23 protein-coding genes are annotated in these 21,370 nt (G+C 68.4%); 9 read left to right on the forward strand and 14 right to left on the reverse strand.

Annotation, left to right across the window (positions count from 1 at the left end; translation table 11 throughout):
- The first annotated feature begins 4 nt into the window (after window positions 1–4).
- The 6 genes from AB0J95_RS05550 (at window position 5) to AB0J95_RS05575 (ending at window position 4,781) form a co-directional block, all read left to right on the forward strand.
- Window positions 5–1,012 (forward strand): substrate-binding domain-containing protein, encoded by a 1,008-nt coding sequence (locus AB0J95_RS05550; protein WP_364752682.1) that lies wholly within the window; start codon window positions 5–7, stop codon window positions 1,010–1,012.
- A 34-nt stretch (window positions 1,013–1,046) separates the two neighbouring features.
- A complete protein-coding gene (locus AB0J95_RS05555; RefSeq protein WP_364752685.1) occupies window positions 1,047–2,030 on the forward strand; it encodes an ABC transporter permease in 984 nt (327 codons plus the stop codon).
- Entirely contained in the window at window positions 2,027–2,836 is an 810-nt protein-coding gene (locus AB0J95_RS05560; protein ID WP_364752687.1) for an ATP-binding cassette domain-containing protein, read from the forward strand. Before AB0J95_RS05555 ends, AB0J95_RS05560 begins: the two co-directional genes overlap by 4 nt.
- The gene (locus AB0J95_RS05565) at window positions 2,836–3,642 is read left to right on the forward strand and encodes a PfkB family carbohydrate kinase (RefSeq protein ID WP_364753510.1); all 807 of its coding nucleotides are present in this window, start codon (window positions 2,836–2,838) and stop codon (window positions 3,640–3,642) included. Before AB0J95_RS05560 ends, AB0J95_RS05565 begins: the two co-directional genes overlap by 1 nt.
- The gene (locus AB0J95_RS05570) at window positions 3,629–4,234 is read left to right on the forward strand and encodes a nucleoside/nucleotide kinase family protein (protein ID WP_364752690.1); all 606 of its coding nucleotides are present in this window, start codon (window positions 3,629–3,631) and stop codon (window positions 4,232–4,234) included. Before AB0J95_RS05565 ends, AB0J95_RS05570 begins: the two co-directional genes overlap by 14 nt.
- Before the next feature lie 136 nt (window positions 4,235–4,370).
- Window positions 4,371–4,781, forward strand: coding sequence for a VOC family protein (locus AB0J95_RS05575; RefSeq protein ID WP_364752692.1), 411 nt, complete (start codon window positions 4,371–4,373; stop codon window positions 4,779–4,781).
- A 9-nt stretch (window positions 4,782–4,790) separates the two neighbouring features.
- On the opposite strand, the gene AB0J95_RS05580 is transcribed toward AB0J95_RS05575, so the two are convergent.
- From AB0J95_RS05580 to AB0J95_RS05595, 4 genes are all read right to left on the reverse strand, one after another.
- Window positions 4,791–5,426 carry a DedA family protein gene (locus tag AB0J95_RS05580; RefSeq protein ID WP_364753512.1) on the reverse strand — a complete coding sequence of 212 codons (636 nt, stop codon included), beginning with the start codon at window positions 5,424–5,426 and terminating at the stop codon, window positions 4,791–4,793.
- 29 nt (window positions 5,427–5,455) lie between these two features.
- Window positions 5,456–6,361, reverse strand: a complete 906-nt coding sequence (locus tag AB0J95_RS05585) for an alpha/beta hydrolase (RefSeq protein WP_364752695.1) — start codon at window positions 6,359–6,361, stop codon at window positions 5,456–5,458.
- Window positions 6,358–7,290 (reverse strand): LLM class F420-dependent oxidoreductase, encoded by a 933-nt coding sequence (locus tag AB0J95_RS05590; protein WP_364752697.1) that lies wholly within the window; start codon window positions 7,288–7,290, stop codon window positions 6,358–6,360. Before AB0J95_RS05590 ends, AB0J95_RS05585 begins: the two co-directional genes overlap by 4 nt.
- A gap of 70 nt (window positions 7,291–7,360) precedes the next feature.
- Window positions 7,361–8,278, reverse strand: a complete 918-nt coding sequence (locus AB0J95_RS05595) for an alpha/beta hydrolase (RefSeq protein WP_364752699.1) — start codon at window positions 8,276–8,278, stop codon at window positions 7,361–7,363.
- 152 nt (window positions 8,279–8,430) lie between these two features.
- Here AB0J95_RS05595 and AB0J95_RS05600 point away from each other — a divergent pair, with 152 nt between their 5' ends.
- On the forward strand, window positions 8,431–9,804 hold the full coding sequence (locus AB0J95_RS05600; RefSeq protein ID WP_364752701.1) for an FAD-linked oxidase C-terminal domain-containing protein: 1,374 nt from the start codon (window positions 8,431–8,433) through the stop codon (window positions 9,802–9,804).
- Here AB0J95_RS05600 and AB0J95_RS05605 read toward each other — a convergent pair.
- The 6 genes from AB0J95_RS05605 to AB0J95_RS05630 all read right to left on the reverse strand — a co-directional run bounded on the left by AB0J95_RS05605 (window position 9,801) and on the right by AB0J95_RS05630 (window position 16,785).
- The gene (locus AB0J95_RS05605; RefSeq protein ID WP_364752704.1) at window positions 9,801–12,506 is read right to left on the reverse strand and encodes a P-loop NTPase fold protein; all 2,706 of its coding nucleotides are present in this window, start codon (window positions 12,504–12,506) and stop codon (window positions 9,801–9,803) included. The genes AB0J95_RS05600 and AB0J95_RS05605 overlap by 4 nt on opposite strands.
- A gap of 9 nt (window positions 12,507–12,515) precedes the next feature.
- A complete protein-coding gene (locus AB0J95_RS05610) occupies window positions 12,516–13,193 on the reverse strand; it encodes a VTT domain-containing protein (RefSeq protein WP_364753513.1) in 678 nt (225 codons plus the stop codon).
- Window positions 13,194–13,228: 35 nt separating this feature from the next.
- Window positions 13,229–13,492, reverse strand: coding sequence for a hypothetical protein (locus AB0J95_RS05615; protein ID WP_364752706.1), 264 nt, complete (start codon window positions 13,490–13,492; stop codon window positions 13,229–13,231).
- Between the two features lie 764 nt (window positions 13,493–14,256).
- A complete protein-coding gene (locus AB0J95_RS05620; RefSeq protein ID WP_364752709.1) occupies window positions 14,257–14,523 on the reverse strand; it encodes a hypothetical protein in 267 nt (88 codons plus the stop codon).
- A gap of 419 nt (window positions 14,524–14,942) precedes the next feature.
- Window positions 14,943–16,088 (reverse strand): N-acetylglucosamine-6-phosphate deacetylase, encoded by a 1,146-nt coding sequence (gene nagA, locus AB0J95_RS05625; RefSeq protein WP_364752711.1) that lies wholly within the window; start codon window positions 16,086–16,088, stop codon window positions 14,943–14,945.
- 112 nt (window positions 16,089–16,200) lie between these two features.
- Window positions 16,201–16,785 carry a SigE family RNA polymerase sigma factor gene (locus AB0J95_RS05630; protein WP_364752712.1) on the reverse strand — a complete coding sequence of 195 codons (585 nt, stop codon included), beginning with the start codon at window positions 16,783–16,785 and terminating at the stop codon, window positions 16,201–16,203.
- Window positions 16,786–16,946: 161 nt separating this feature from the next.
- Here AB0J95_RS05630 and AB0J95_RS05635 point away from each other — a divergent pair, with 161 nt between their 5' ends.
- Window positions 16,947–17,231, forward strand: a complete 285-nt coding sequence (locus AB0J95_RS05635) for a YciI family protein (protein ID WP_364752714.1) — start codon at window positions 16,947–16,949, stop codon at window positions 17,229–17,231.
- An 11-nt stretch (window positions 17,232–17,242) separates the two neighbouring features.
- On the opposite strand, the gene AB0J95_RS05640 is transcribed toward AB0J95_RS05635, so the two are convergent.
- From AB0J95_RS05640 to AB0J95_RS05650, 3 genes are all read right to left on the reverse strand, one after another.
- Window positions 17,243–17,710 carry a pyridoxamine 5'-phosphate oxidase family protein gene (locus AB0J95_RS05640; RefSeq protein ID WP_364752716.1) on the reverse strand — a complete coding sequence of 156 codons (468 nt, stop codon included), beginning with the start codon at window positions 17,708–17,710 and terminating at the stop codon, window positions 17,243–17,245.
- A gap of 9 nt (window positions 17,711–17,719) precedes the next feature.
- Window positions 17,720–18,613 carry an SDR family oxidoreductase gene (locus AB0J95_RS05645; RefSeq protein ID WP_364752719.1) on the reverse strand — a complete coding sequence of 298 codons (894 nt, stop codon included), beginning with the start codon at window positions 18,611–18,613 and terminating at the stop codon, window positions 17,720–17,722.
- A 64-nt stretch (window positions 18,614–18,677) separates the two neighbouring features.
- The gene (locus AB0J95_RS05650; RefSeq protein ID WP_364752722.1) at window positions 18,678–19,619 is read right to left on the reverse strand and encodes an aldo/keto reductase; all 942 of its coding nucleotides are present in this window, start codon (window positions 19,617–19,619) and stop codon (window positions 18,678–18,680) included.
- 54 nt (window positions 19,620–19,673) lie between these two features.
- Between AB0J95_RS05650 and AB0J95_RS05655 the strand changes: the two genes are divergently transcribed.
- On the forward strand, window positions 19,674–20,504 hold the full coding sequence (locus AB0J95_RS05655) for an LLM class F420-dependent oxidoreductase (protein ID WP_364752724.1): 831 nt from the start codon (window positions 19,674–19,676) through the stop codon (window positions 20,502–20,504).
- Here the strand turns inward: AB0J95_RS05655 and AB0J95_RS05660 are convergent.
- The gene (locus tag AB0J95_RS05660; protein ID WP_364752727.1) at window positions 20,498–21,334 is read right to left on the reverse strand and encodes an alpha/beta hydrolase; all 837 of its coding nucleotides are present in this window, start codon (window positions 21,332–21,334) and stop codon (window positions 20,498–20,500) included. The genes AB0J95_RS05655 and AB0J95_RS05660 overlap by 7 nt on opposite strands.
- Window positions 21,335–21,370 lie beyond the last annotated feature (36 nt).

Consider the following 21,370-nt stretch of genomic DNA (forward strand, 5'->3'; position numbering starts at 1 on the left):
AGTCATGGGACGACGAGGTCTCGCACTCATCGCCGCTGCCGGTCTGCTCACGTTCGTCGCGAGTGGTTGTACCAGCCAGAAGACCGGCAGTGGTGGGCAACCCGCCGATGGCGGCAAGATCAAGGTCGGTCTCGTGACCAAGACCGACTCCAACCCCTACTTCGTCGCGCTGCGCGACTCGGCGAAGGACGAGGCCGGCAAGTCCGGCGCGGAGCTGATCGCGCTGGCCGGCAAGTTCGACGGCGACAACGAGGGACAGGTCGCCGCGATCGAGAACCTCGTGCAACAGGGCGCGAAGACGATCCTGATCACGCCGAGCAACTCCACCGGCATTCTCGGCGCCATCAAGAACGCCCGCGACAAGGGCGTCCTGGTGATCGCGCTGGACACCGAGACGGACCCCAAGGACGCCGTCGACGCCACCTACGCGACGGACAACACCGAGGCGGGCCGGCTGCAGGGCTCGTACGTGAAGGCCGCGCTCGGGCCGAAGCCGCCGAAGTTCATCATGTTGGACGGCACGCCCGGCTCGACCGTGAGTGAGCAGCGCCACAACGGCTTCCTGCAGGGCATCGGCGTGAAGGCCGGTGACCCGGCCATTCTCGGCGCCGAGGCCACGAACGGTGAACAGAACAAAGCCCAGCAGGTCACCGAGAACCTGCTCCAGCGCGACACGTCACTGACCGCCGTCTATACGCTGAACGAGCCCGCCGGCCGTGGCGCATATGTGGCGCTGCAGGCCAAGGGAATCGCCGGGAATGTCGTGATCGGCTCGATCGACGGTTCCTGCCAGGGCGTCACCGACGTGAAGGATGGCAAGGTGGCCGTGACGGTCATGCAGTTCCCGAAGAAAATGGCGGCGCAGGGCGTGCAGGCCGCGGTCGAATTCAGCAAGTCGGGCAAGAAACCCAGCGGATTCATCAACACCGGAGTCGCCGTCATCACCGACAAGCCACTCGCCGGAATTCAAAGCCAGGACACCGCCTGGGGCCTCCAGAACTGCTGGGGCTGACACCCATGCGAACCGGGGATGAAGGGTTGGATGGATGACGACTCTGCGGGAACGGCGGGGGTCGGTCAGCGAGTACATGCTGCGGACCCCCGCGGTGGGGCCGGCGATCGCGCTGGTCGTGGTGATCGTGGTGTTCGCGGTCGTCACCGACACGTTCTTCACCGTGGACAACCTTTCGCTGGTCGTGCAGCAGTCGCTGGTGATCGGCACGCTCGCGCTCGGGCAGACGCTCGTGATCCTGACCGCGGGCATCGACCTGGCGAACGCGGCGATCATGGTGCTGGCCACTCTGATCATCGCGAAAATGACGCTGCTGCACGGGTTGCCCGGCCCGGCGGCGCTGGTTCTCGGCATCGCGGTGGCGACCGTGCTCGGGGCCGTGACCGGTGGCGTGGTGACTTCACTGCGGTTGCCGCCGTTCATCGTCACCCTCGGCATGCTCACGATCGTCACCGCGGTCGGCCGGATCTACGCCGCCGGCCAGAGCTTTCCGGTCACCGATGGCTTTCTCGGGTTTCTCGGGCAGTCGCAGTACCTCTTCGGGCAGCTCGAGATCACCTACGGCATGGGCCTGATGCTGGTGATGTACCTCGGTTTCTGGTACGCGCTCAGCCGGACCGCTTGGGGCAAGCACGTTTACGCGGTCGGCAACGATCCCGAGGCCGCGCGGCTGTCCGGAATCCACGTGCGGCGCAACGTTCTCGGTGTCTACATCGTCGCCGGGATCATCTACGGGATCGCCGCTTGGCAGGCGCTCGGGCGGGTGCCGAACGCCGACCCGAACGCGTTCCAGACCGGCAACCTCGACTCGATCACCGCCGTGGTGATCGGCGGGACCAGCCTGTTCGGTGGGCGCGGGAGCGTGCTCGGCACGTTGGTGGGCGCGTTGATCGTGGCCGTGCTGCGGTCCGGGCTGACGCAGGCCGGGATCGACAACCTCTACCAGGACGTGGCCACTGGCATCCTGGTGATCGCCGCGGTCGGGCTGGACCGGTTGTCCCGAGGGAGGCAGCGATGACCCCCGTGCTGGAGGGTGTCGGCCTGGTCAAACGCTATGGCCGGGTGACCGCGATGGACGGCGCCGACTTCGACCTGCGGGCCGGTGAGGTGCTCGCGGTGGTCGGGGACAACGGCGCCGGGAAGTCGACGTTGATCAAGGCGTTGTCCGGCGCGGTGATCCCCGACGAGGGCCGGATCCTCGTCGACGGCACCGAGGTCCGCTTCCACGGCCCGCTGGACGCCCGCAAGAACGGCATCGAGACGGTCTACCAGGACCTGGCACTCGCGCCCGCCCAGGACATCGCGACCAACATGTTCCTCGGCCGCGAACGCCGCCGGACCGGGCTGCTCGGCGGCGCGTTCCGGCTGCTGGACCAGCGCGGGATGCGGGCCGAGGCAAGGCGCGTGCTGGACGAGCTCGGCATCGACATCAAGTCCATGACCCAGTCGGTGGAAACGTTGTCCGGCGGGCAACGCCAGGCGGTGGCGGTCGCGCGGGCGGCGGCGTTCGGCACCCGCGTGGTGATCATGGACGAACCCACCGCGGCCCTCGGCGTCGCGGAGTCGGCGAAGGTGCTCGAGCTGATCGGCCGGATCCGCGACCGCGGCCTGCCGGTGGTCCTGATCAGCCACAACATGCCGCACGTCTTCGAGATCGCCGACCGCGTGCACGTCCACCGCCTCGGCAAACGGGTCGCGGTCGTGTCGCCGAAGACGCACACCATGAACGAGGTCGTCGGCCTGCTGACCGGCGCCCTGCGGCTGACCGCGGACGGCAGGATCGAAGAGGTCGGGCAAGCGGTGACCACCGGGCTGGACCGGTGATCCTGGCCGTCGGGTTGTGCACGCTCGACCTGGTCCAACGGGTCACCGAGCTGCCCGTACCGGGTCAGAAGGTGCAGTCGGCCGAGGTCGAACTGGTGGCAGGCGGACCGGCGGCCAACGCGGCGACCGCCATCGCCGCGCTCGGCCACCCGGTCCGGCTGGTCACCGTGCTGGGCGCGCATCCGTTGGCGGGCTTGGCAAAGCGCGACCTGGAGCGGTACGGCGTCGAGGTTCAGGACGCGCTGCCGGACCGCGCCGAGCCGCCCACGATCAGCGCTGTCTCGGTCCGTGAGTCCGACGGCGAACGGACGGTCGTCTCGCACAACGCCTTGAGCACCAACGCCAGAGCCGTGATCGATCAGTCCAATGTGGACACAGTGTTGGTCGACGGTCACCATCCGGAGCTCGCGCTGACCGCGGCCAAGGAAGCGAAAGTCCCAGTGGTGCTGGACGCGGGCAGCTGGAAACCCGTCTTCCCGCAACTGTTGCCGCACGTGGACGTCTGCGCCTGCTCGTCGGCGTTCCGCGGCGAGGTCGACTGCCCGGTGGTGACCTGGACCGACGGCCCGAACCCGGTCCGCTGGCGGATCGGCGACCAGACGCATACAACCCGTATACAACCTGTATACGCAGTGGACACATCCGGCGCCGGAGACGTCTGGCATGGAGCACTCGCATTGGGGATAGCGCGGCTCGGGCGCGTACCGGAGGCTGCGGACATGCCGTCGCTGATCGAGTTCGCGAACTGGGCGGCCGGTGTCCGGGTACAGCACAAAGGGGCGAGCTGGCGCGATGAACTTCGATGACCTCCTGGCGAGAGCCGCGGCGCTGGGCGACGGCGGACGGGGCATGCTCGGCATCTGCGGCGCGCCCGGGGCGGGCAAGTCGACCCTGGCCGCCGAACTCGTCGATGCGCTGGGCGACAAGGCCGTGTACGTCGGCATGGACGGCTTCCACCTGGCCCAGGTCGAGCTGGAACGCCTCGGCCGGACCGAACGCAAGGGCGCGCCGGACACGTTCGACGCCGCCGGCTACGTGAACCTGTTGCGGCGCCTGCGGGACCAGAGCGAGATCGTCTACGCCCCGCAGTTCCGCCGCGAGATCGAGGAACCCATCGCGGGCGCGGTCCCGGTGTTCCCGGAAACCCCGCTCGTGGTCACTGAGGGCAACTACCTCCTGGTGCCCGACCACCCCTGGGGTGAGGTACGCCACTTGCTCGACGAAGTCTGGTTCCTGGCCCCCGGCGAGAGCGAGCGGCACCGTCGCTTGATCGCCCGCCACGAGCAATTCGGGCGCTCACCGGAGCAGGCTCGTGACAGGGCGTATGGCTCCGATGAACGCAACGCAACCGTGATCAACGCTACGGCGAACCTCGCTGATCTCGTGCTATCGGGCTAACGCCCCGATCTCGTGCTGTGGAACGTCCGATAACGGCGTGCTCACGATCAGTGGTGATGCCTCGGACTTCCGGCACTATGGCTGAGTGGCCCTCCCCCCGATGATCTCCCCGGCCACGCGAAAGGACGGAACAGTCATGCCCACGTTGAGCGGGGTGCACCACATCGCGCTGACCGTGACTGACGTGGAGCGCAGCATCCCCTGGTACGAGCGGGTACTGGGGTTCACGGTGATCGGCAAACAGGACGAGGACGCCGTCGGCGTGCGCAAGGCGTTCCTGCGCGGGCCGGGCGAGGGGTTCGCGCTCACCCTCGTGCAGCACCCGTACGCGGCCGGCTCGGTGTTCGACGAGAAGCGCCCGGGTCTGGACCACGTGTCCTTCTCGGTGCCCGACGAGGTCTGCCTGACCGAGTGGACCGACCGGCTGAACGAGCACGGGGTCACGTTCTCCCCGATCACCGAGGAGCTGAGCGCTCCGGGAACGTCGGTCGTGGCGTTACGCGACCCGGACGGCATCCAGATCGTCCTGTGGGCAGAGAAGCCTTAGCGGTCACCGCTAGTCGGCGGTCGCTGAGACGAGCTGGGCGGGTTTGCGCATCTCCTGGCGGTAGCGCCAGATCCCCCACGCGGTCCCGGCCACGAAGAACACGATGCCGACGACCATCACGGTGGTCAGCAGCCATGGGAACTGCTCGAGCACTCCGGCGCCGTAGTAGCCGAGCAGCACCAGGGTCGGCACCCAGAGAACAGCGCCGGTCGCGGTGGCCGTCATGTACCTGCGCGAGTCCATGGCGGCCGCGCCGGCGATCAGCGGCGCGAGCGTGCGGATCCAGGGGATCCAGCGGGCCAGCACGATGGCCCAGAAGCCGCGCCGGTCGAGGAAGTCCCTCGCCTTGGCCAGCCGTTCGACGCTGAGCATCCGGCCGCCGAGGCGCCCGGTCAGCGACGATCCCGCGCGTCTGCCGAGCACGTAACCGAGCTGGTTGCCCACGACGGCCACGATCGTCGCCACGATGGACAGCGACCACGCCTGCACGTCGTGCGTGCCCTGCTGGGCGAGCACGAGACCGGCGGTGAACAGCAGCGAGTCGCCCGGCAGGAACAGACCCACGACGAAGGCGCATTCGAGGAAGACGAAGCTGAGCACGACCAGCCAGACCACGAGTGGCCCGTTCGTGCTTAACCAGCCCATCACGTCCATTTCAGCAGGGTACGTGGTGATCAGCCGTGGACGAACTCGGCCACGTAACGAAAAGCCTGGCGCGCCTCGGGAATCGCGTTGCCGAACGCCTGGAAGACATGGATCTGGCCCGGCCATTCCTGCAGCTCATGGCGGATTTCCGCCCGTGCGAGGCAAGCGGCCAGCTGCCGAGAGTCCTCAAGCAGGCACTCGGTGTCACCGACCTGGATCAGCGCCGGTGGCCAGCCTTTCTTGTCGGATTTCAGCACCGCGACACGGTTTTCCCACGGATCCCGGTCACCGAGATACGCGTACCGGCAGGCGAGAATCCCGTTGGGCGACAGGAATGGATCCCGGCGCAGCTGGTCCCTCGTGAACGACGAATCGCCGCTCAGGTCCAGCCAGGGCGAGAAGAACACGGCGTGGCTGGGTTTCGGCAGGTCCGACCGGACCAGGTCGTCCAGCAGGCACGCGGTCAGGTGCCCGCCCGCCGAGTCACCCGAGACGACGATCCGGTCCGCGGAAAAACCCTTGTCCAGCAAGGAGCGGTAGACCGCCAGGCAGTCATCGGCCGCCGCCGGGTAACGGTGTTCCGGCGCGAGCCGGTAGTGCGGCAGGAACACCGGCCGTCCAGTGCGTTTCGACATGGACCACGCCAGACCCCTATGGGAGTTGGGCGATCCGAAGGTGAACCCGCCCCCGTGCAGGTGCAGCACCATGCCGTTGGCGATCGACGCGCCCTGCGCCTGCACCCACAGGCCCGGAACGCCGCCGTAGCGCGCCAGCCACACCTTTGTCCCGCGTGGCAACCGACGCAGCGCGGAGCTGCTCAGAAGTCCCCGCATGGCACGGAGTTGCACGCCCCGCGGGACCCACCGGTCCGCCTGCGGGCGTACCCGGGTGGCGAAGAACCGTTCCAGCCGAACGCTTTCCGGTGACGGCGTCACGACTGGGCCAGCTCACCGGCCAGCTGCCAGGTGCGCTTGTGCTCCTCCGGTTTGGCGAACCCCATGTCGCTGACGATCACGTCGGTCGCGCCCGCGTCGAAGTAGCTGCGGATCCGCTGGGCCACGAACTCCTCGTCGCCGAACACGCCCACGTCCTCGGGCCCGCTCGCACCGCCGCGGTCCATGACCGTCCGGTACGAGGGAATGTCGTTGTAGATGGCCATTACGCGCTTCATGGTGGCACGTTTGCGGTCGGGATCGGCGGTGACGATCGCCGGCACGATCACCATGATCCTCGGCGGCTTCAGGCGTCCGGCAGCGGCCTTCGTCATGGCCGGGACGATGAAGTCCGTCAACACCTTGGGCGTCGCCAGGAACGGCATGGTCCCGTCGGCGAGTTCGCCCGCGACCCGCATCGCCTGCGGCCCCATCGCGGCCACGATGACCGGCACGGCGGGGTCGGCGCCCGGCACCTTGCCGGGGAACAGGCTGCGCGCTTGAACGGTCTCGCCCTGCACGTCGACCGTTCCCTCGTGGAACAGGCTGTGCAGGATCTCCAGGTACTCGCGCAGGTGCCGGATCGGGCGGTCCCAAGGGGTTCCGTAGATGTTGTCCGCCCACGCCTTGACCGCGAAGCCGATCGCCAGCGTGAACCGGCCGTGCGTGGCGGCCTGGGCGGTCTGCGTCTGGCTGGCGAGCAACATCGGATGCCTGGGGTAGATGGGCGTCACCGCCGTGCCGACCTCCAGCTCCGGCACCGCCTGCCCCACCAAAGCCGCCGACATCACCGCGTCATGCTCGAACCCCTGGGCGAACCAGAAGGACCGCACGCCGTAACCGGCCGCCTCGCGCGCACTGTCCTTGAAGTAGTCCAGGGCGTTGCCCACCACGGGGTCCGTCGCGGGCCCGAGCACGACACCGATCCTCATGCGCGCAATGTAGCGTGCAACTCCCCGGCAAGCCCCCGGTGCGCCCGCGGTCTAGGGCTGTCCCCAGATCTCAGGCCGCAGCCGAGTTCTCGGTGACCTCGCGGACAAAGCTGCCAATGTGCTTGATGGCGGCGTTGGCCTCGGGCAGCAGCGGCGCGAACCAGTGGAACACGTGCACCTGGCCCGGCCACACCTGCAGCTCGCAGTACCCGCCGGAGCGCTCGATCGACGCGGCCATCCGCTCCGAGTCGCCCAGCAGGCATTCGGTGTCGCCGACCTGGATCAGCACCGGTGGCCAACCGTGTTTGCGGACTTTCAGCACGTCCAACCGATGATGGGTCAGCAGGGTCTCGCCCGCGTAGGCCTTGCCGCACCAGACCGCGTAGTCCGGTGGTACGAATGGGTCGCGAACAGATGCATCGCGTGTCGCAAGTTCACTGCCGGTGAGGTCCAGGAACGGCGACAGCATCACCGCGGCGCCCGGCATCGGCAGTCCGTCGGCGGCGATGTCGGCCAGCAGGCACGCCGTCAGGTGCCCGCCCGCGGAGTCCCCGGCGACCACGATCTGCTCGGGCGAGTACCCGTCGGCCAGCAGCCATCGGTACGCCGTCAGCGCGTCCTCGGCGGCCGCGGGAAAGGGGAACTCGGGCGCCAGCCGGTAGTCCAGCAGCAACACCGGCAAACCGGTCGAAGCGGATATCCGGGCGGCCAGCTGCCGGTGCGTCTTCGGCGAGCCGCAGACAAACCCACCACCGTGCAGATACAGCAGCACACCAGGGGATTCACTGGTTCCCTTGGCCGTCACCCACAGGCCGGGGACACCGCCGGCGGTCACGTTGCGGATCTTGGTGCCGAGCGGCAACGGGGTTCTGCCCACCGCGTCGAACGCCTCGCGCACGATCCTCAGCGGCGTGGTTCCAGGCCGGACCACACCTCCGAGCACGCGCAGGCTCGAGATCATCAGCCGTACCAGCAAGCGACTCGCCATGCTGGGGGTAGCAGGTAGCTCAACCACGGCCATCGCCTCCCCGACATCCCGTCAACCTTGACGTGACAACTTTCACTGTAGATCACTCATCGGAGGATCGCCGCCCGCCGAAAGACTGTTAGGGGCCAGGTGGCAGGGGTTACCTTGAGTACGTGAGGTTGGCAGAGTCGTTGGCTTCGGCGCTGGGTGCGGACGCCGTCATCACGGATGCCGACGTCACCAGCGGCTACCAGCACGACATGATGCCGCTGGCGCCCTTCGGCACCCCTCTCGCCGTCGTGTTCCCTTCGGACACCTCGGAGGTCCAGACCGTTGTCCGGCTGTGTGCCGAGGCAGGGGTGCCAATCGTGCCGCGTGGGGCCGGTAGTGGGCTGTCCGGGGCCGCGAACGCCATCGATGGGTGTGTCGTGGTGGCGATGACGCGGATGAAGGAGATCCTGGAGATCGACCCGGACAACCGGCTGGCAGTGGTGCAGCCGGGCGTGGTGAACCTCGAGTTCCGCGGCGCGGTGGAGAAGCACGGGTTGTTCTACCCGCCGGATCCGTCCAGTTACGACTGGTGCACGATCGGTGGGAACGTGTCCACCAACGCGGGTGGGCTTTGTTGCGTGAAGTACGGCGTGACCACGGACTCCGTACTGGGCCTGGAGGTTGTGCTCGCGTCCGGGGAAGTGCTGCGGACCGGGCGCCGGACGGTCAAGGGTGTCGCGGGCTACGACCTGACCAAGTTGTTCATCGGCAGCGAGGGCACCCTCGGCGTGATCACGGAGATCACCGTGGCGTTGCGGCCGTTGCCCCAGGTGCCGGGGACTACCATCGCCGCGTTCCCGACGACCGAGGCCGCGGGCGCCGCGGTGTCGCGGATCGTGCGCGAGGGCCTGGTGCCTTCGTTGATGGAGATCATGGACGCCACCTCCATCCAGGCTGTCGAGGCGTACCTGAAGACCGAACTCGGGGCCGGGCAAGGCTGTGCGGCGCTTCTGCTGTGCCAGTCGGATGCGGGCGGTGCGGCCGCACGGCACGAACTCGAGATCATCGAACAGGTCTGCCAGGCGGAAGGCGCCGATCTCGCGTACACGACACACGACCTGGCCGAAGGGCAGATGCTGCTGCAGGCCCGCCGGGCGGTGCTGACGGCGCTTGAGGTCTACGGGACCTGGCTGACCGACGACGTGTGCGTGCCGCGAACCCGGATCGCCGAGCTGATCAGCGGATGCGAACGGATCAGCGCCGAAGTCGGCCTGCGTATCGCCGTCGTCGGCCACGCGGGCGACGGCAACATGCACCCGACGATCGTCTACGACGCCTCGTCCGCGGACGAGTTCGCCCGTGCCCGCAAGGCTTTCGACGATATTCTTGAGGTGGGCCTGTCCCTCGGCGGGACGATCACCGGCGAGCACGGGGTCGGCAGGATCAAACGCGAGTGGCTGGCGCGGGAGATCGGCCCGGTCGGGATGAAGGTCCACCGCGCGATCAAGTCCGCTTTGGACCCGGCGAACCTGTTCAACCCGGGCTCGATGTTCTAGAGGATCCGGCCGGCCAGGCCGCGGATGTCCGGGCCCGCGGCGAGGAACGCCTTGAGGTCCTCCTCACCGTCCTCGTGCATGAGGTCCAGTTTGGACACTCCGTCGACCTTGGTGGTGAACACGCTGAGCAGTGACGGCCAGCGGATCGCCAGCGCCGCCAGCTTCGCGATCTGGTCGCCGGTGACCGGGCCGGCGCCGCTCAGCCGTTGCCGGTAGGCGATGAACGTGTAGAACCGGAACAGGTTGATGAACCGCTTGATCTCGCGTGGGTTCACGGTCTTGAGCAGCGCCACGCCCCGCGTGATGGCCTCGTGGGCGTCCGCGTCGCTGTAGAGGCCGGCGAAGATCCGGTCCACCGCCGCGATCGTGTTGATGTTCATATCCGCGTCGAACGCTCGCGCGATCTCGGTCAGGGTGTCCAAAGTGGGGTTCTGCGCCAGGATCGCGGCCTCGGCCTGGCGAACCATGAGCGGATTCTCGAACTCCCGGACCGGATACGACGTGGATTCTGTTGGCGGGAGGGTGAATGGCTGCGGTTCTTGCGGAGTTTCCGGTGCAGGCGCTTGGTTTTGCACGCCCAGCAACCGCCGCACGTACTCCGGTCCGGGCTGGGTCGCCGGGAGGCTGATCGGCAGCTGCACGATCTTCTCCAGGAACCGCCAGCCGATCGACGTCTCGCCCAGCTGCGCCGTCAAGTCCTTGTACGCCACCTCAACGCTGGCCGCGACCACGTGCGGTTCCATCGCCAGCACGAACATACAGTGAGGAAACTCCCCGGCCAGGAACAGGTTGATCGCCTCGATCACCTGCGACACCGGCCCGGGCGTGCACCGGTCGAGGTCGTCCACGAACACGACCAGCGGCCGGTCGGGCATCGCGACCAGGTCCAGCACCCGTTTCATGTCCGACTGGACGAGGTGCAGAAAGCCGGTCCTGGCCTGGTATCCAGGGTCCCGCACCGCCTCGTCGTACAGCCCCTTGGCGCCCTCGTTGAGCTGCCCGTGCACCGCCGTCGACCCACTCACCAACGGCCCGAACACACCCCGCGCCGACTCCCGCCAGAACCCAACCGTCTTCGCAACCCCAGCAACGACAACCCCGCCCGTCCCCACCGCGAACACACCACCGGCAACCCGCCTGATGGCCTCCACCCATACGCCGATGATCGACGACAGCAGGAAAGCACCCAGCGCCAGGATGAGAACTCCGCCGAACACAAGCAGAAGCGGCAGCAGACGTTCCGCGAGCATCCGGTACGCCCTGCGCCGCACCACCTGCCGATCCAGCCGAGCGAGGTTCAGCTTGAGCCAGAACCGTTCCCGGTCCGCGGGCGGGAGCCTTCTCGTGACCTGGTCGATGATCTCGTGTGCGAGCCCGGCCCAGATCTGCTCACCGCTCTGGTACATCCACGGGTTGAACCACACCGTCGGACGCCATCGCTTGTCGTCGGAGAGGTCGAACTCCGGCTCCTGGGTCTCGCCCGCCCGCTTCACCACCTCGGCGTTGCTGACGGTGTTCCTGGAACCCTTGTGCAGCCGGATCTTCCGTCGTTCGCCGGTGGCGTCGAGCGGATCCAGCTCTTCCTGGACCATCCGCATGAGCGAGGTCTTGCCCGCGCCCCAAGGGCCTTTCACGCCGATCGTCAACGGCGGCTTGGTGTCGCTGTGCCGCAGGAAGTTCGCGATCGCGTCGGCGTAGGGCCGGTACCCGAGCAGATCCTCGGTTGTCCAGAAGTCCCGCGTGACAACGGTTTTCGGCGTCCCGCCGCGCCACCGCCGCAGCCGGTCCCGGACGGCGTCGATGTCCTCCGGTGCCTCGTCAGGGAGATGAGTGGCGCCGTACTCCAGGAACGCCCGGTCGGTCACCGCGTCCGGCCCCAGCAGGTCGAGGGCGGCCTCGGCGTCCGCTGTGTCGGAGTTCAGCAGCATCGCGGCCAGCCGAATGTCCAGCCGTTCGTTGTCGCGAAGCAGGGAAGCCCTGCGCCACAACCGCTTCCCGTTCTCGTCGAATGTCTCGTACTTGGCTCGCAGGTGGTCGCGCAACACACCGATCGGGAACACGCGCCCGTCCAGCCGGCGCAACGGCTGCCGTGCCGCGATCAGGACATCCTGGCCGCGCGCCAGGTACAGCTGGATCTCGTCCCGGTGCCGCTCGGTCGCGTCGTCGATGACGTGCAGCGTCTTGCCGCTGAGCTGGTTGACCACCAGGTTGAGCAGGCTCGACTTCCCGGACTTGGCGGCGCCGACGATCTGCGCGAACACCGGGCCGCCGGAGCTCCCGCTCAGATAGCGGACGATCTCGTCGCGCATCGAAGGCGCCTGCCCCGGCCAGGACGAGCGGTGCAAGAGGAAGGAGATGAGGGTCCCGGCGTCCTCGTCGAGGTGGTCCGGGCTGAGCGTGAAGGCGTGTTCGCTGGTGAACGGCAGCGGTGCGCCGTTCACCAGCACCGGGAGGACGGTTCTGCCCTCACTGCGCAGGGTCTCGGTCGATCGCCCGAGCCGCTCGGGGCGATCGACGCGGTCGATCAGCACCAGGACGGTCTGGCTGTCGTCGGCGACCCTGCCGTGGCTGACATTCTCGGCGCCGAGTGCCGCCCTGAGGCGTTCCCGCAGGGCGAGCACCAGCTCACGGCTGCCGCCCGTCCCGTCCAGGAGAAGGACTTTGCGCCGGTCCAGTTCTCCTGGCTGGTCCTGCCCGGCCATGGCCTTGGCTCAGCGCTGGATGCGGTTGATCACCTGGGTGGTCTCGGCCGCCGTGGCGGCCTCGGCCTTCTTCTCCTTGCGGGCCTTGATGATCTCGAAGACGATCGGGATCAGCGAGATGGCCACCACCAGGATCAGCATCAGCTCGATGTTCTTGGCGATGAAGTCGATCTGGCCCAGGTAGAAACCGGCCACCGTGATGCCCGCGGCCCACAGCGCGCCGCCAACGGCGGAGTAGGTGAAGAACTTCTTCTGGTCCATCTTGCCGACACCGGCGATCGCGGTGATGAATGTGCGCACGATCGGGACGAAGCGGGCCAGGATGATGGCGCGGGCGCCGTACTTCTCGAAGAACGCGTGGGTCTTGTCCACGTACTCCTGTTTGAACAGCTTGGAGTCCGGTTTGTTGAACAACTTCGGGCCGACCGCGCGGCCGATCCAGTAGCCGCTCATGTTGCCTGCGAACGCGCACACCGTCAGGATCACCGCCGCCAGCCACAACGGCTCCGAGATCGACCCGCGCGCCACCGCGAGACCGGTGATGAACAGCAGCGAGTCACCCGGCAGGAAGAACCCCACCAGCAGCCCGCACTCGGCGAACACGATGAGGCAGACCACGACGAACAACGTTCCACCGAGCGTGTCCAGCAGATAGACGGGGTCCAGCCACTGCGGCAAGATCGACATGGTGTTCGTCACGACACCACGGTACAGAACCCGACTTACAGGACGGTGACCAGACCGGTGACGGCCCCCGCGGCCAACCCCAGCACCACAGCCAGGATCAGGATCACCCACCCGCTGAACCGCCGCCGCGGCCACACCATATCGGCGGGCTCCTCGGCCATCGTCTCGACCCGCGACGCCATCCCCAGGTCACTCCCGGACAGCAACCCGAACCCGGGGCTCGCGGGCGGCCCGGCGTTCACTGCCTGAGCGCGCAGAGCCTCAGCCAGCAACTGCTCCGGGTCCTTCTCCTTGGCCACCCCCGAACCTTAACCGGTCCGCCCACCGTCACACCCGAACCCACAACCGCTCACCGCCGACACAAGCCTGGCCTCGTGCCGCCCTTGGCCTCCGCCCCCGGAATCCAGCCTACGAGCCAGCGCCGACAGAAACGGCCGGGCAAGATCATCTCGAGACTGGTTGTCCACAGGCGGCGGTTGTCCACAACTGGTGTGTGCGCAGGCTTGCCTCAGTGCAGGACGCCCTGCGTAGGCTGGAAAACGGGGGCCGGAGGCAAGTCGGCTGCGGCGACTTGCTGGTCCCGCTCGTTCCCGGGCGGGTGGCCGGCCCTGGACTGACCGCGTTGGCGGTCGGCCTGCTGGGGGCTGTACCTGCGCATCCCTGGCCTGCGGGAGAACGGCGGCCTGCGGCCGACCGAGCCCGTCGCGCTGGTCAGGTTCCCTGCCGCTTCGGGCGGCATTGTTTCGCGCTTGTTCAGCGCGAGTCGCCAGCGTGACGGTGGCAGCCAGGCGACATTGACGCCAGCAGGCTGACCGCCGGGCAGGAGTGTGCGCCGGGCGGAGATGCGGGGCGGGCGAAGTGCGGAGCAGGCGCGGGTGTCGGCTGGTCAGCGGGCTGTCGAGCCGATGGTGGCCGCCGGGCGATGGCGACCGTATGCCGTGGATCGTCAGCCGACGGATCCCCAGCCGATGTGGCCGTCAACTGGTGAGTGCCGCCCGGGGAACGCGGACCGCCAGGCCGGTTCCAGCGCGCCGGCTCACGGTCAAGGTGGGCTTGATGCTGGTCAGGTCTGGGGTGCGGCGCTGCGGAAGATCAGGAGGGCTCGGTCGGCGTCGCCTCTTGCCTTGTTGTACGTGCTGGTGTGGTCCAGGCGCCAGCCTTGGCGTTCCACCGCGTGGATCACCTGGGATACCTGGTCCTGGATCACCGCGGTGGGCGACGGGCTGATGTCCGTGAGGGGGACGACGACGGTGAAGACGGTGCCGTTCGCGATGCGTTGCTGGTAGGCACCGTTCTCGGCCGCGCTGACCATGTCCGTCAAGTAGTTCACTGGGCTCCTGTCCACCTGGTCGTCCGGCCTCCGGCCCCCGGTATCCAGCCTATCGATGGGGGCCGACGGCGTTCGGCGGACAAGATCCAGAACCGGCTGGTTGTCCACAGGCGACGGTTATCCACAGCCGCCCTCCGGCAAGGCTTGCCTTGTCCACGAACACCCTGCGCAGGCTGGGAATCGGGGGCCGGAGGCCAAGGCGTGTCTGAGGATCGTGACAGCCAGGCCGACGCGGTCCCTCACGCCACGGCAAGATCGCCCAAACAGGTCGGAACTGCCCGCACCGCGCCGGGCACAGCCCCCAAACACGCCCGAGGATCGCCCAAACACGCCCGGTATGAGGACGATCCCGCGGAACCACCTCGCTGGAGCCTGGCCTCCGCCCAGGGCGACCTCGACCGAGCTCCAGCGGACCCGCCCTAACTCTTGACCCACTCACCCCGCGCCAGCACGCCGGCCGGCCGCAACCCGTCGTCAAGGACCACCAGGTCAGCGGCCATCCCAACGGCCAGCGACCCGGTCTCCTCACCCAGCCCGAGCACAGCCGCAGGCCGCGTCGAAGTCGCGGTCACCGCCTCGCGGATGGTCAACCCACAGTGCTGCACGAGGTTGCGGAAGGCGGCGTCCATGGTCAGCGTGCTGCCCGCGAGCGAACCACCACCCGCAATGCGCGGCACGCCGTCCGTCACGGTCACCTCAAGCCCGCCGACGTCATAGACCCCGTCGCCCACCCCGGCCGCGGCGATGGCGTCGGTGATCAGCACCGTCCGTCCCGGACCCGCGTGCCGGGCCGCCAGCCGCACCACGGTCGGATGGACGTGCACCAGGTCGACGATCAGTTCCACGGTCACCCGGGGGTCGTCGAGCAGCGCACCGATCGGCCCCGGCTCCCGGTGGTGCAGCGGCCGCATGCCGTTGAACAGGTGCGTCGCGACGGTCGCACCCGCGTCGATGGCGGGCAGGACGCTGGCTTCGGTCGCGTCGGTGTGGCCGATGGCGGCGATCACGCCGGAGTCCACCAGGCCACGGACCGCGTGGACGGCGCCGTCCAGCTCGGGCGCGATCGTGATCATGCTCACCGCACCCTGGCCGGCCGCCAGCAGCTTGCGGACCGACTCCGGCTCCGGTGGGCACAGGATCGCCGGGTCGTGGGCTCCGCACCGGGCCGCCGACAGGAACGGGCCCTCCAGGTGGATCCCGGCGAGCAGCCCCTCCTGGACCAGCTCGGCGAGGGCCGCGACCTGGTTCACCAGCTCGGGCACCGGCCGCGACACCAGCGACGCGAGCATGGTCGTGGTGCCATGCCGGCGGTGTGCGTCCACGGCCGTGCCCACGCGTAACGGGTCCGTGTCGGTGAACGCCTCACCCCCACCGCCGTGACAGTGGATGTCGACGAAACCGGGTATCACCCAGGCTCCGGCGACATCAGTGATGGCGGCGCCGGACTGCTGTGGGGAGCCTGAGCCGATCGCGGTGATGGTGCCGTTCTCGACTTCCAGCCACCCGGGATCGAGGACGCCGTCGGGCGTCACGACCTTGCCCCCAGAGATCACCAGGTGAGTCATGCCCACGATGATGGGTCATAGACCCGCGATTGGTCTATACCAACACGCGATCGTCACTCGTGCGGGCGCGCGCCATCCGCCCGGATTTCCCAGGCAGACAGGGGTGACCCGGTTACGCCGGGCCGGCCATTATTTTCTGCAAAGCATCCAGCGCGCGGCTCGCGGTGGACTTGACCGTGCCCTTCGAGATACCCGCGGCGTCGGCGATCTCCGACTCGGACAGGCCGCCGTAGTACCGCAGGACCAGCACCTCACGCTGCCGTGGCGGTAGCTGGGACAACGCGTGCACTACAGCCTGGTGCTCCGCTGTCAGCATCGCGAGGCTCTCGGCGGACCGTGCGTTCACCGCGTGCGGTGGGGTGTAGTCACGGGCCGTTTTACGGCGACGCAGCACGCTACGAGACCCGTTGACCACGGCAGTCCGTAGGTAGCCCACGGCCGCCGCGCCGTCACGCAGGTTGCCCCAGTGCCTGTGCAACCCGGTGAACGCCTCCTGCACGACGTCCTCGGCCGTCGCCGGCTCGTCGACCAGCAGCAACGCCAACCGCACCAGCCGCATCCGGTGTGTGCGGTACAGGTCTTCGAGGGTCAGCTGCTGAGGCACCTGCTCGGGCGCCGAGCCGGTGTCCAGCACGCGCAAACGGCTGAGCGTGTGCTCCACGCTGCGTTCGGCGTTGTGATCGGGGCCAGGCCACATCGGCGGCTGACCACCCGGTACTCCTTGCGACTGTGGGTTACCACCGCCGTCTCTGCCAAGACCTGCCACGCACTGAGCCTATCGGGCCGGAGCCCCGGGGACAGCGTCCGATTCCTGGAACGCCCGCGAAGGAGCAGTTCACCGTCGGTAGCATCCGGAACATGGCCTGGTACACCGTGGACACCACGTACGTAGACGACCGCGAAAAGCTGCTGCAGGTGCGCCCCACACACCGTGCATACCTGGCGGAGCTGGTCGAGCAGGGCAGCGTCCTGGTCGCCGGTCCGTGGGCCGACGACACCGGCGGGTTCGTGGTCTACCAGGTCGAGGACCGGGCCCAGCTGGACAAGCTGCTCGCCGACGACCCGTACACCCTCGAAGGGGTGTCCGCCGGCCGGGCGATCAAGGAGTGGCGGATCACAATGGGTGCCTGGCTGCCTCAGTAGCCGCTCGACGCTCAGTAGACCCCGCCGAGCTTGCTGTGGTCCCAGCTGACCACTTTGGTCGGCTGGAACACCAGCCCGACACGTTTCTCCGCCTGGGTGCGGATGAACTGGGCGGCGGCGGTGACCACCTCGTCGCTGCCCTTGGTCATCTTGAGCATCATCTCGGTGCCGATCCGGACGATCTCCTCGGTGTCCTCGACGATCTGCACGTCGCACTCCATGGAGACGCCGCGCAGTTCCTCGTAGGCCTCGCCGGACTCGACGAGCACGGTCGCCTGCGGCAGCCGCCGCAGGTTGGCCACCTTCTGCGACGAGCCGTAGGTCCAGGTGGCGAGGCCGTCGCCGGCCGGAACGTAGAACACCGGCACCACGTGCGGACGGCCGTGCGGGCCGATCGTGGCGACGTTGGCGGCGCGTCCCGCGGCCAGGTACGCACGCACCTCGTCGGGGCTCATCTTGATCTGTTCACGGCGGGACATGATCGTGATCTAACCCCGTGACTCCAGGTCGGCGCGCCCACCGGGGCCGACGATGCTGGCCTCCTGCTCGCCGCGTTCGGCGATGTCCTCGATGGCCGCCTTGTCCGCCGCCGGCAGGAAACTCCGGCTGCCCAGTTCGACCACCCGGGGCAGCAGCGCCCGGAACAGCTTGAGCACTCCGGTCCAGCCGGGTACGTGGATCGCGCGCGAACGTTTGCCGATGCCCTCTTCCAGTAGGTCGACGGCCACCGACAGCGGGTACGTCTTGCTGAGCAGACCGGGTGTGCCGGTGCGCAGGGCGCCGAACACGGGGTGCTTGTCGACGCTGTTGACCATGTCGGTGGCGATCCAGGTCGGGTGCGCCACGCCGACGCTCACCCCGAGGTGCCGGACCTCGGCCCGCAGGCTGTTCGCGAACGCCTCCACACCGGCCTTGGCCGCGCTGTACGCGGCGTTGCCGGGGATGTGCACGATCGCGGCCAGCGAGGACACGATCAGGGCGTACCCGCGGCGCTCGATGAGCTGCGGCAGGCACACGCGGACCGTCCGCCACACACCGAGCAGATCCACCTCGATCACCCGCTCGAACGACGCACGGTCGATCGACCGGGTGAACCCGGTGGCGGCGATGCCCGCGTTGGCCACCACCACGTCGATCCCGCCGAAGTGCTGGACCACCTCGCCGACCGTCTTCTCCAGCGCCTCCCAGGAGGTCACGTCGGTCTCCCACCAGGCCGCGTCCGGCCCGCACTCGGCGGCGACCCGCTTCAGCTGGTCCGGTTCCAGCCCAACCAGGGCGACCTTGGCGCCGCGGGCGGCCATCCGCCGGGCCAGGCCCGCGCCGATGCCGCGGGCCGCCCCGGTGATCAGCACGACCTTGCCCTTGACGTTCCAGCGGCTCACGGCAGTCCTCCCAAACCTCGTCTGGGACTCGACGGTACCGGAACCTACTGCGAGTAAGCTACTGTCAGTCAGAAGATGCTTCGGTGAGCTGGGCGACCTCGTCAGCGGTCAGGTCCAGCGTCGCCGACCGCACCAGCGGCGGCACCTGGTCGAGCTTCCGCGCGCTCGCGAGCGGCGCGATGACCTGCGGCTGGTTGCGCAGCCACGCCAGCGCGACGCTCGCCACCGGCGCCTGGTGGCGCGCCGCGATCTCGTCCAGCGCGGCCAGGATCCGCTTGCCCTTGTCGTCGTAGAACTTCTGGGCGGTCGCGGCGCGCGGGCTGCCCTCGCCGTCGTCCGGGTTACCGCGGTACTTGCCGGTCAGGAAGCCCCTGGCCAGGCCGAAGTACGGGAAGACGGCCAGGTCCTGCTCGGCCGCCAGTGGCGCGTAGGCGGTCTCGTAGGGGCCGCGGTCGACCAGGTTGTAGTTCGGCTGCAGGGCGATGTACCTGGCCAGGCCCTCCTTCGCGGAGAACGCCAGTGACGCGCGGATCCGCTCCGCGGACAGGTTCGAGGCGCCGATGTACCGGACCTTGCCCTCCTTGACCAGCTCGTCGAACGCGGTCACAGTCTCCTCGACCGGGGTGTCCTCGTCGTCGAAGTGCGCCCAGTACAGGTCGATCACGTCGGTCCGCAGCCGCTTGAGCGAGGCCTCCGCCGCGCCTTTCACGTCCTTCGCGGTCAGGCCCTTGAAGTCCGGGTGCGCGCCGACCTTGGTCGCCACCACGATGTCGTCCCGGTTGCCGCGCGCGGCCAGCCACTCACCGATGATCGTCTCGGACTCGCCGCCGACGTTGCCCGGTGCCCAGGAACTGTACGAATCGGCGGTGTCTATGAAATTGCCGCCGCCGGCGACGTACGCGTCCATCACCGCGAACGACTCGTCCCTGTCGGTTCGCCAGCCGAAGACGTTGGTACCCAGGTTCAGCGGGAAAACGTCGAGATCGGTTCCGGGAATGTTCGTCATGCGTCGAACATTATCCGTGGAGAGGTCTGGCCCGCACTACTGAAAGGAACCGGTGTGGAACTCGGGAAAGTGGGCATCTGGAGCGGCTGGGGACACTGGACCGGAAACCGGGCGGACGCCGCCGAGGTGGAGGAACTGGGCTTCGGCTCGCTGTGGCTGGGCGGGTCGCCGGGCGGTGATCTCAAAGTGGTCGAGGACGTGCTGGACGCGACCACGACACTGACCGCGGCGACGGGCATCGTGAACATCTGGCAGGACGCGCCGGAGTCGATCGCCCAGGCGTACCACCGCATCGAGGCCAAGCACCCGGGCCGGTTCCTGCTCGGCATCGGCGCCAGCCACAAGCTGTTCAACGACCAGTACGAGAAGCCCTACGACAAACTAGTGTCCTATTTGGACGCTCTGGACGCGGCCGGGGTGCCCGCGTCCGGCCGGGTGCTGGCGGCCTTGGGGCCCAAGGTGTTGCGGCTCGCCGCCGACCGGTCCGCCGGCGCGCACCCGTACCTCACGACCCCCGAGCACACCGCGTTCGCGCGCGAGGTGCTTGGCCCGGATGGATTGCTGGCGCCGGAAATCGCCGTCGTTCTCGAGCCGGACCGGGAGACCGCACGGGCGCACGCCCGGCAGTACCTGAGCCTGTACCTGCAGCTTCCCAACTACACCAACAACTTCAAGCGGTACGGGTTCACCGACGCGGACATCGCGGACGGCGGCAGCGACCGGCTGGTGGACGCGCTCATCCCGTTCGGCGTGGACGCGGCGCTGGCCAAGGTGGCCGAGCACCACGAGGCGGGCGCGGACAACGTGAACATCCAGGTCGCCAAGCCGGACCACTCGATCGCGATGGACGAGATCCGCGCGCTGGGTGCGGCCCTGGCTCAGTGACCGGCTAGGAAGTCCCGGATCAGCTGGTTCACCAGGCCCGGGTTCTCCCAGATCATCATGTGACTGCCCCGGTCGGCCGCACTGACCACGCGCACAGTGGCGCCCGGCATGCTCGCGGCCACCGGGGCGGCGTCGAACAGCCCGATCTCACCGGCCAGGACCAGTGCCGGGATGTCGATCAGCGGGGTGACGTCCCGCCAGTCGCCGACGCAGAAGTCGAACAGCAGCTGGGTGGCCGCGTCCCGGTTGGGGCCCATCATCACCGACAGGATCCACTCGCTGTCCTCGTCGGACATCCGCGGGCTGATCATCCGGCTCAGCGCGTCCGCCGCGGCCTCCTCACCCTGCGGGCCGCGGACCGTGGAGATCCACTCGGCGAGCGTGTCCGTGCGGAGCGTCGCGCCGATCCGGCCGGCGAAGCCGTCCGGCCAGTCCGGCTGCGCCACCATCACCGGCAGCTGGTCGATCAGCACGAACCGCTTGAGGTCCTGGCCGCCGAACAGGTCCCAGTAGGACCAGGCCACTCCCACGCCCAGACCGTGCCCGACCCAGGTGACGTCGGTCAGCCCGAGGTTCCTGATCACGTCCCGGGTGTCCGCGGCGAACCTGGCCAGCCGATACCCGTGCGTGGGCCGCTCGGAGCGGCCGTGCCCGCGGTAGTCGAACGCCACCACGTGGTGGGTCTGGCCGAACTCCTCGATCTGGTGCCGCCACACCTCGGTGCTGAACGTCCAGCCCGGCACGAGCAGCATGTCCGGCCCGGTGCCCGCCTCGGTGTAGTGCAGGCACACGCCGTCGTTGGTGAACACCGTGCCCGAGCTGATCTCCATGGTTGTCAAGGGTGCCAATGGACGGAAACCCCTGCT

This window comes from Actinocrispum sp. NPDC049592 (assembly GCF_040675465.1).
In the GTDB taxonomy this organism is placed as follows: domain Bacteria; phylum Actinomycetota; class Actinomycetes; order Mycobacteriales; family Pseudonocardiaceae; genus Kibdelosporangium.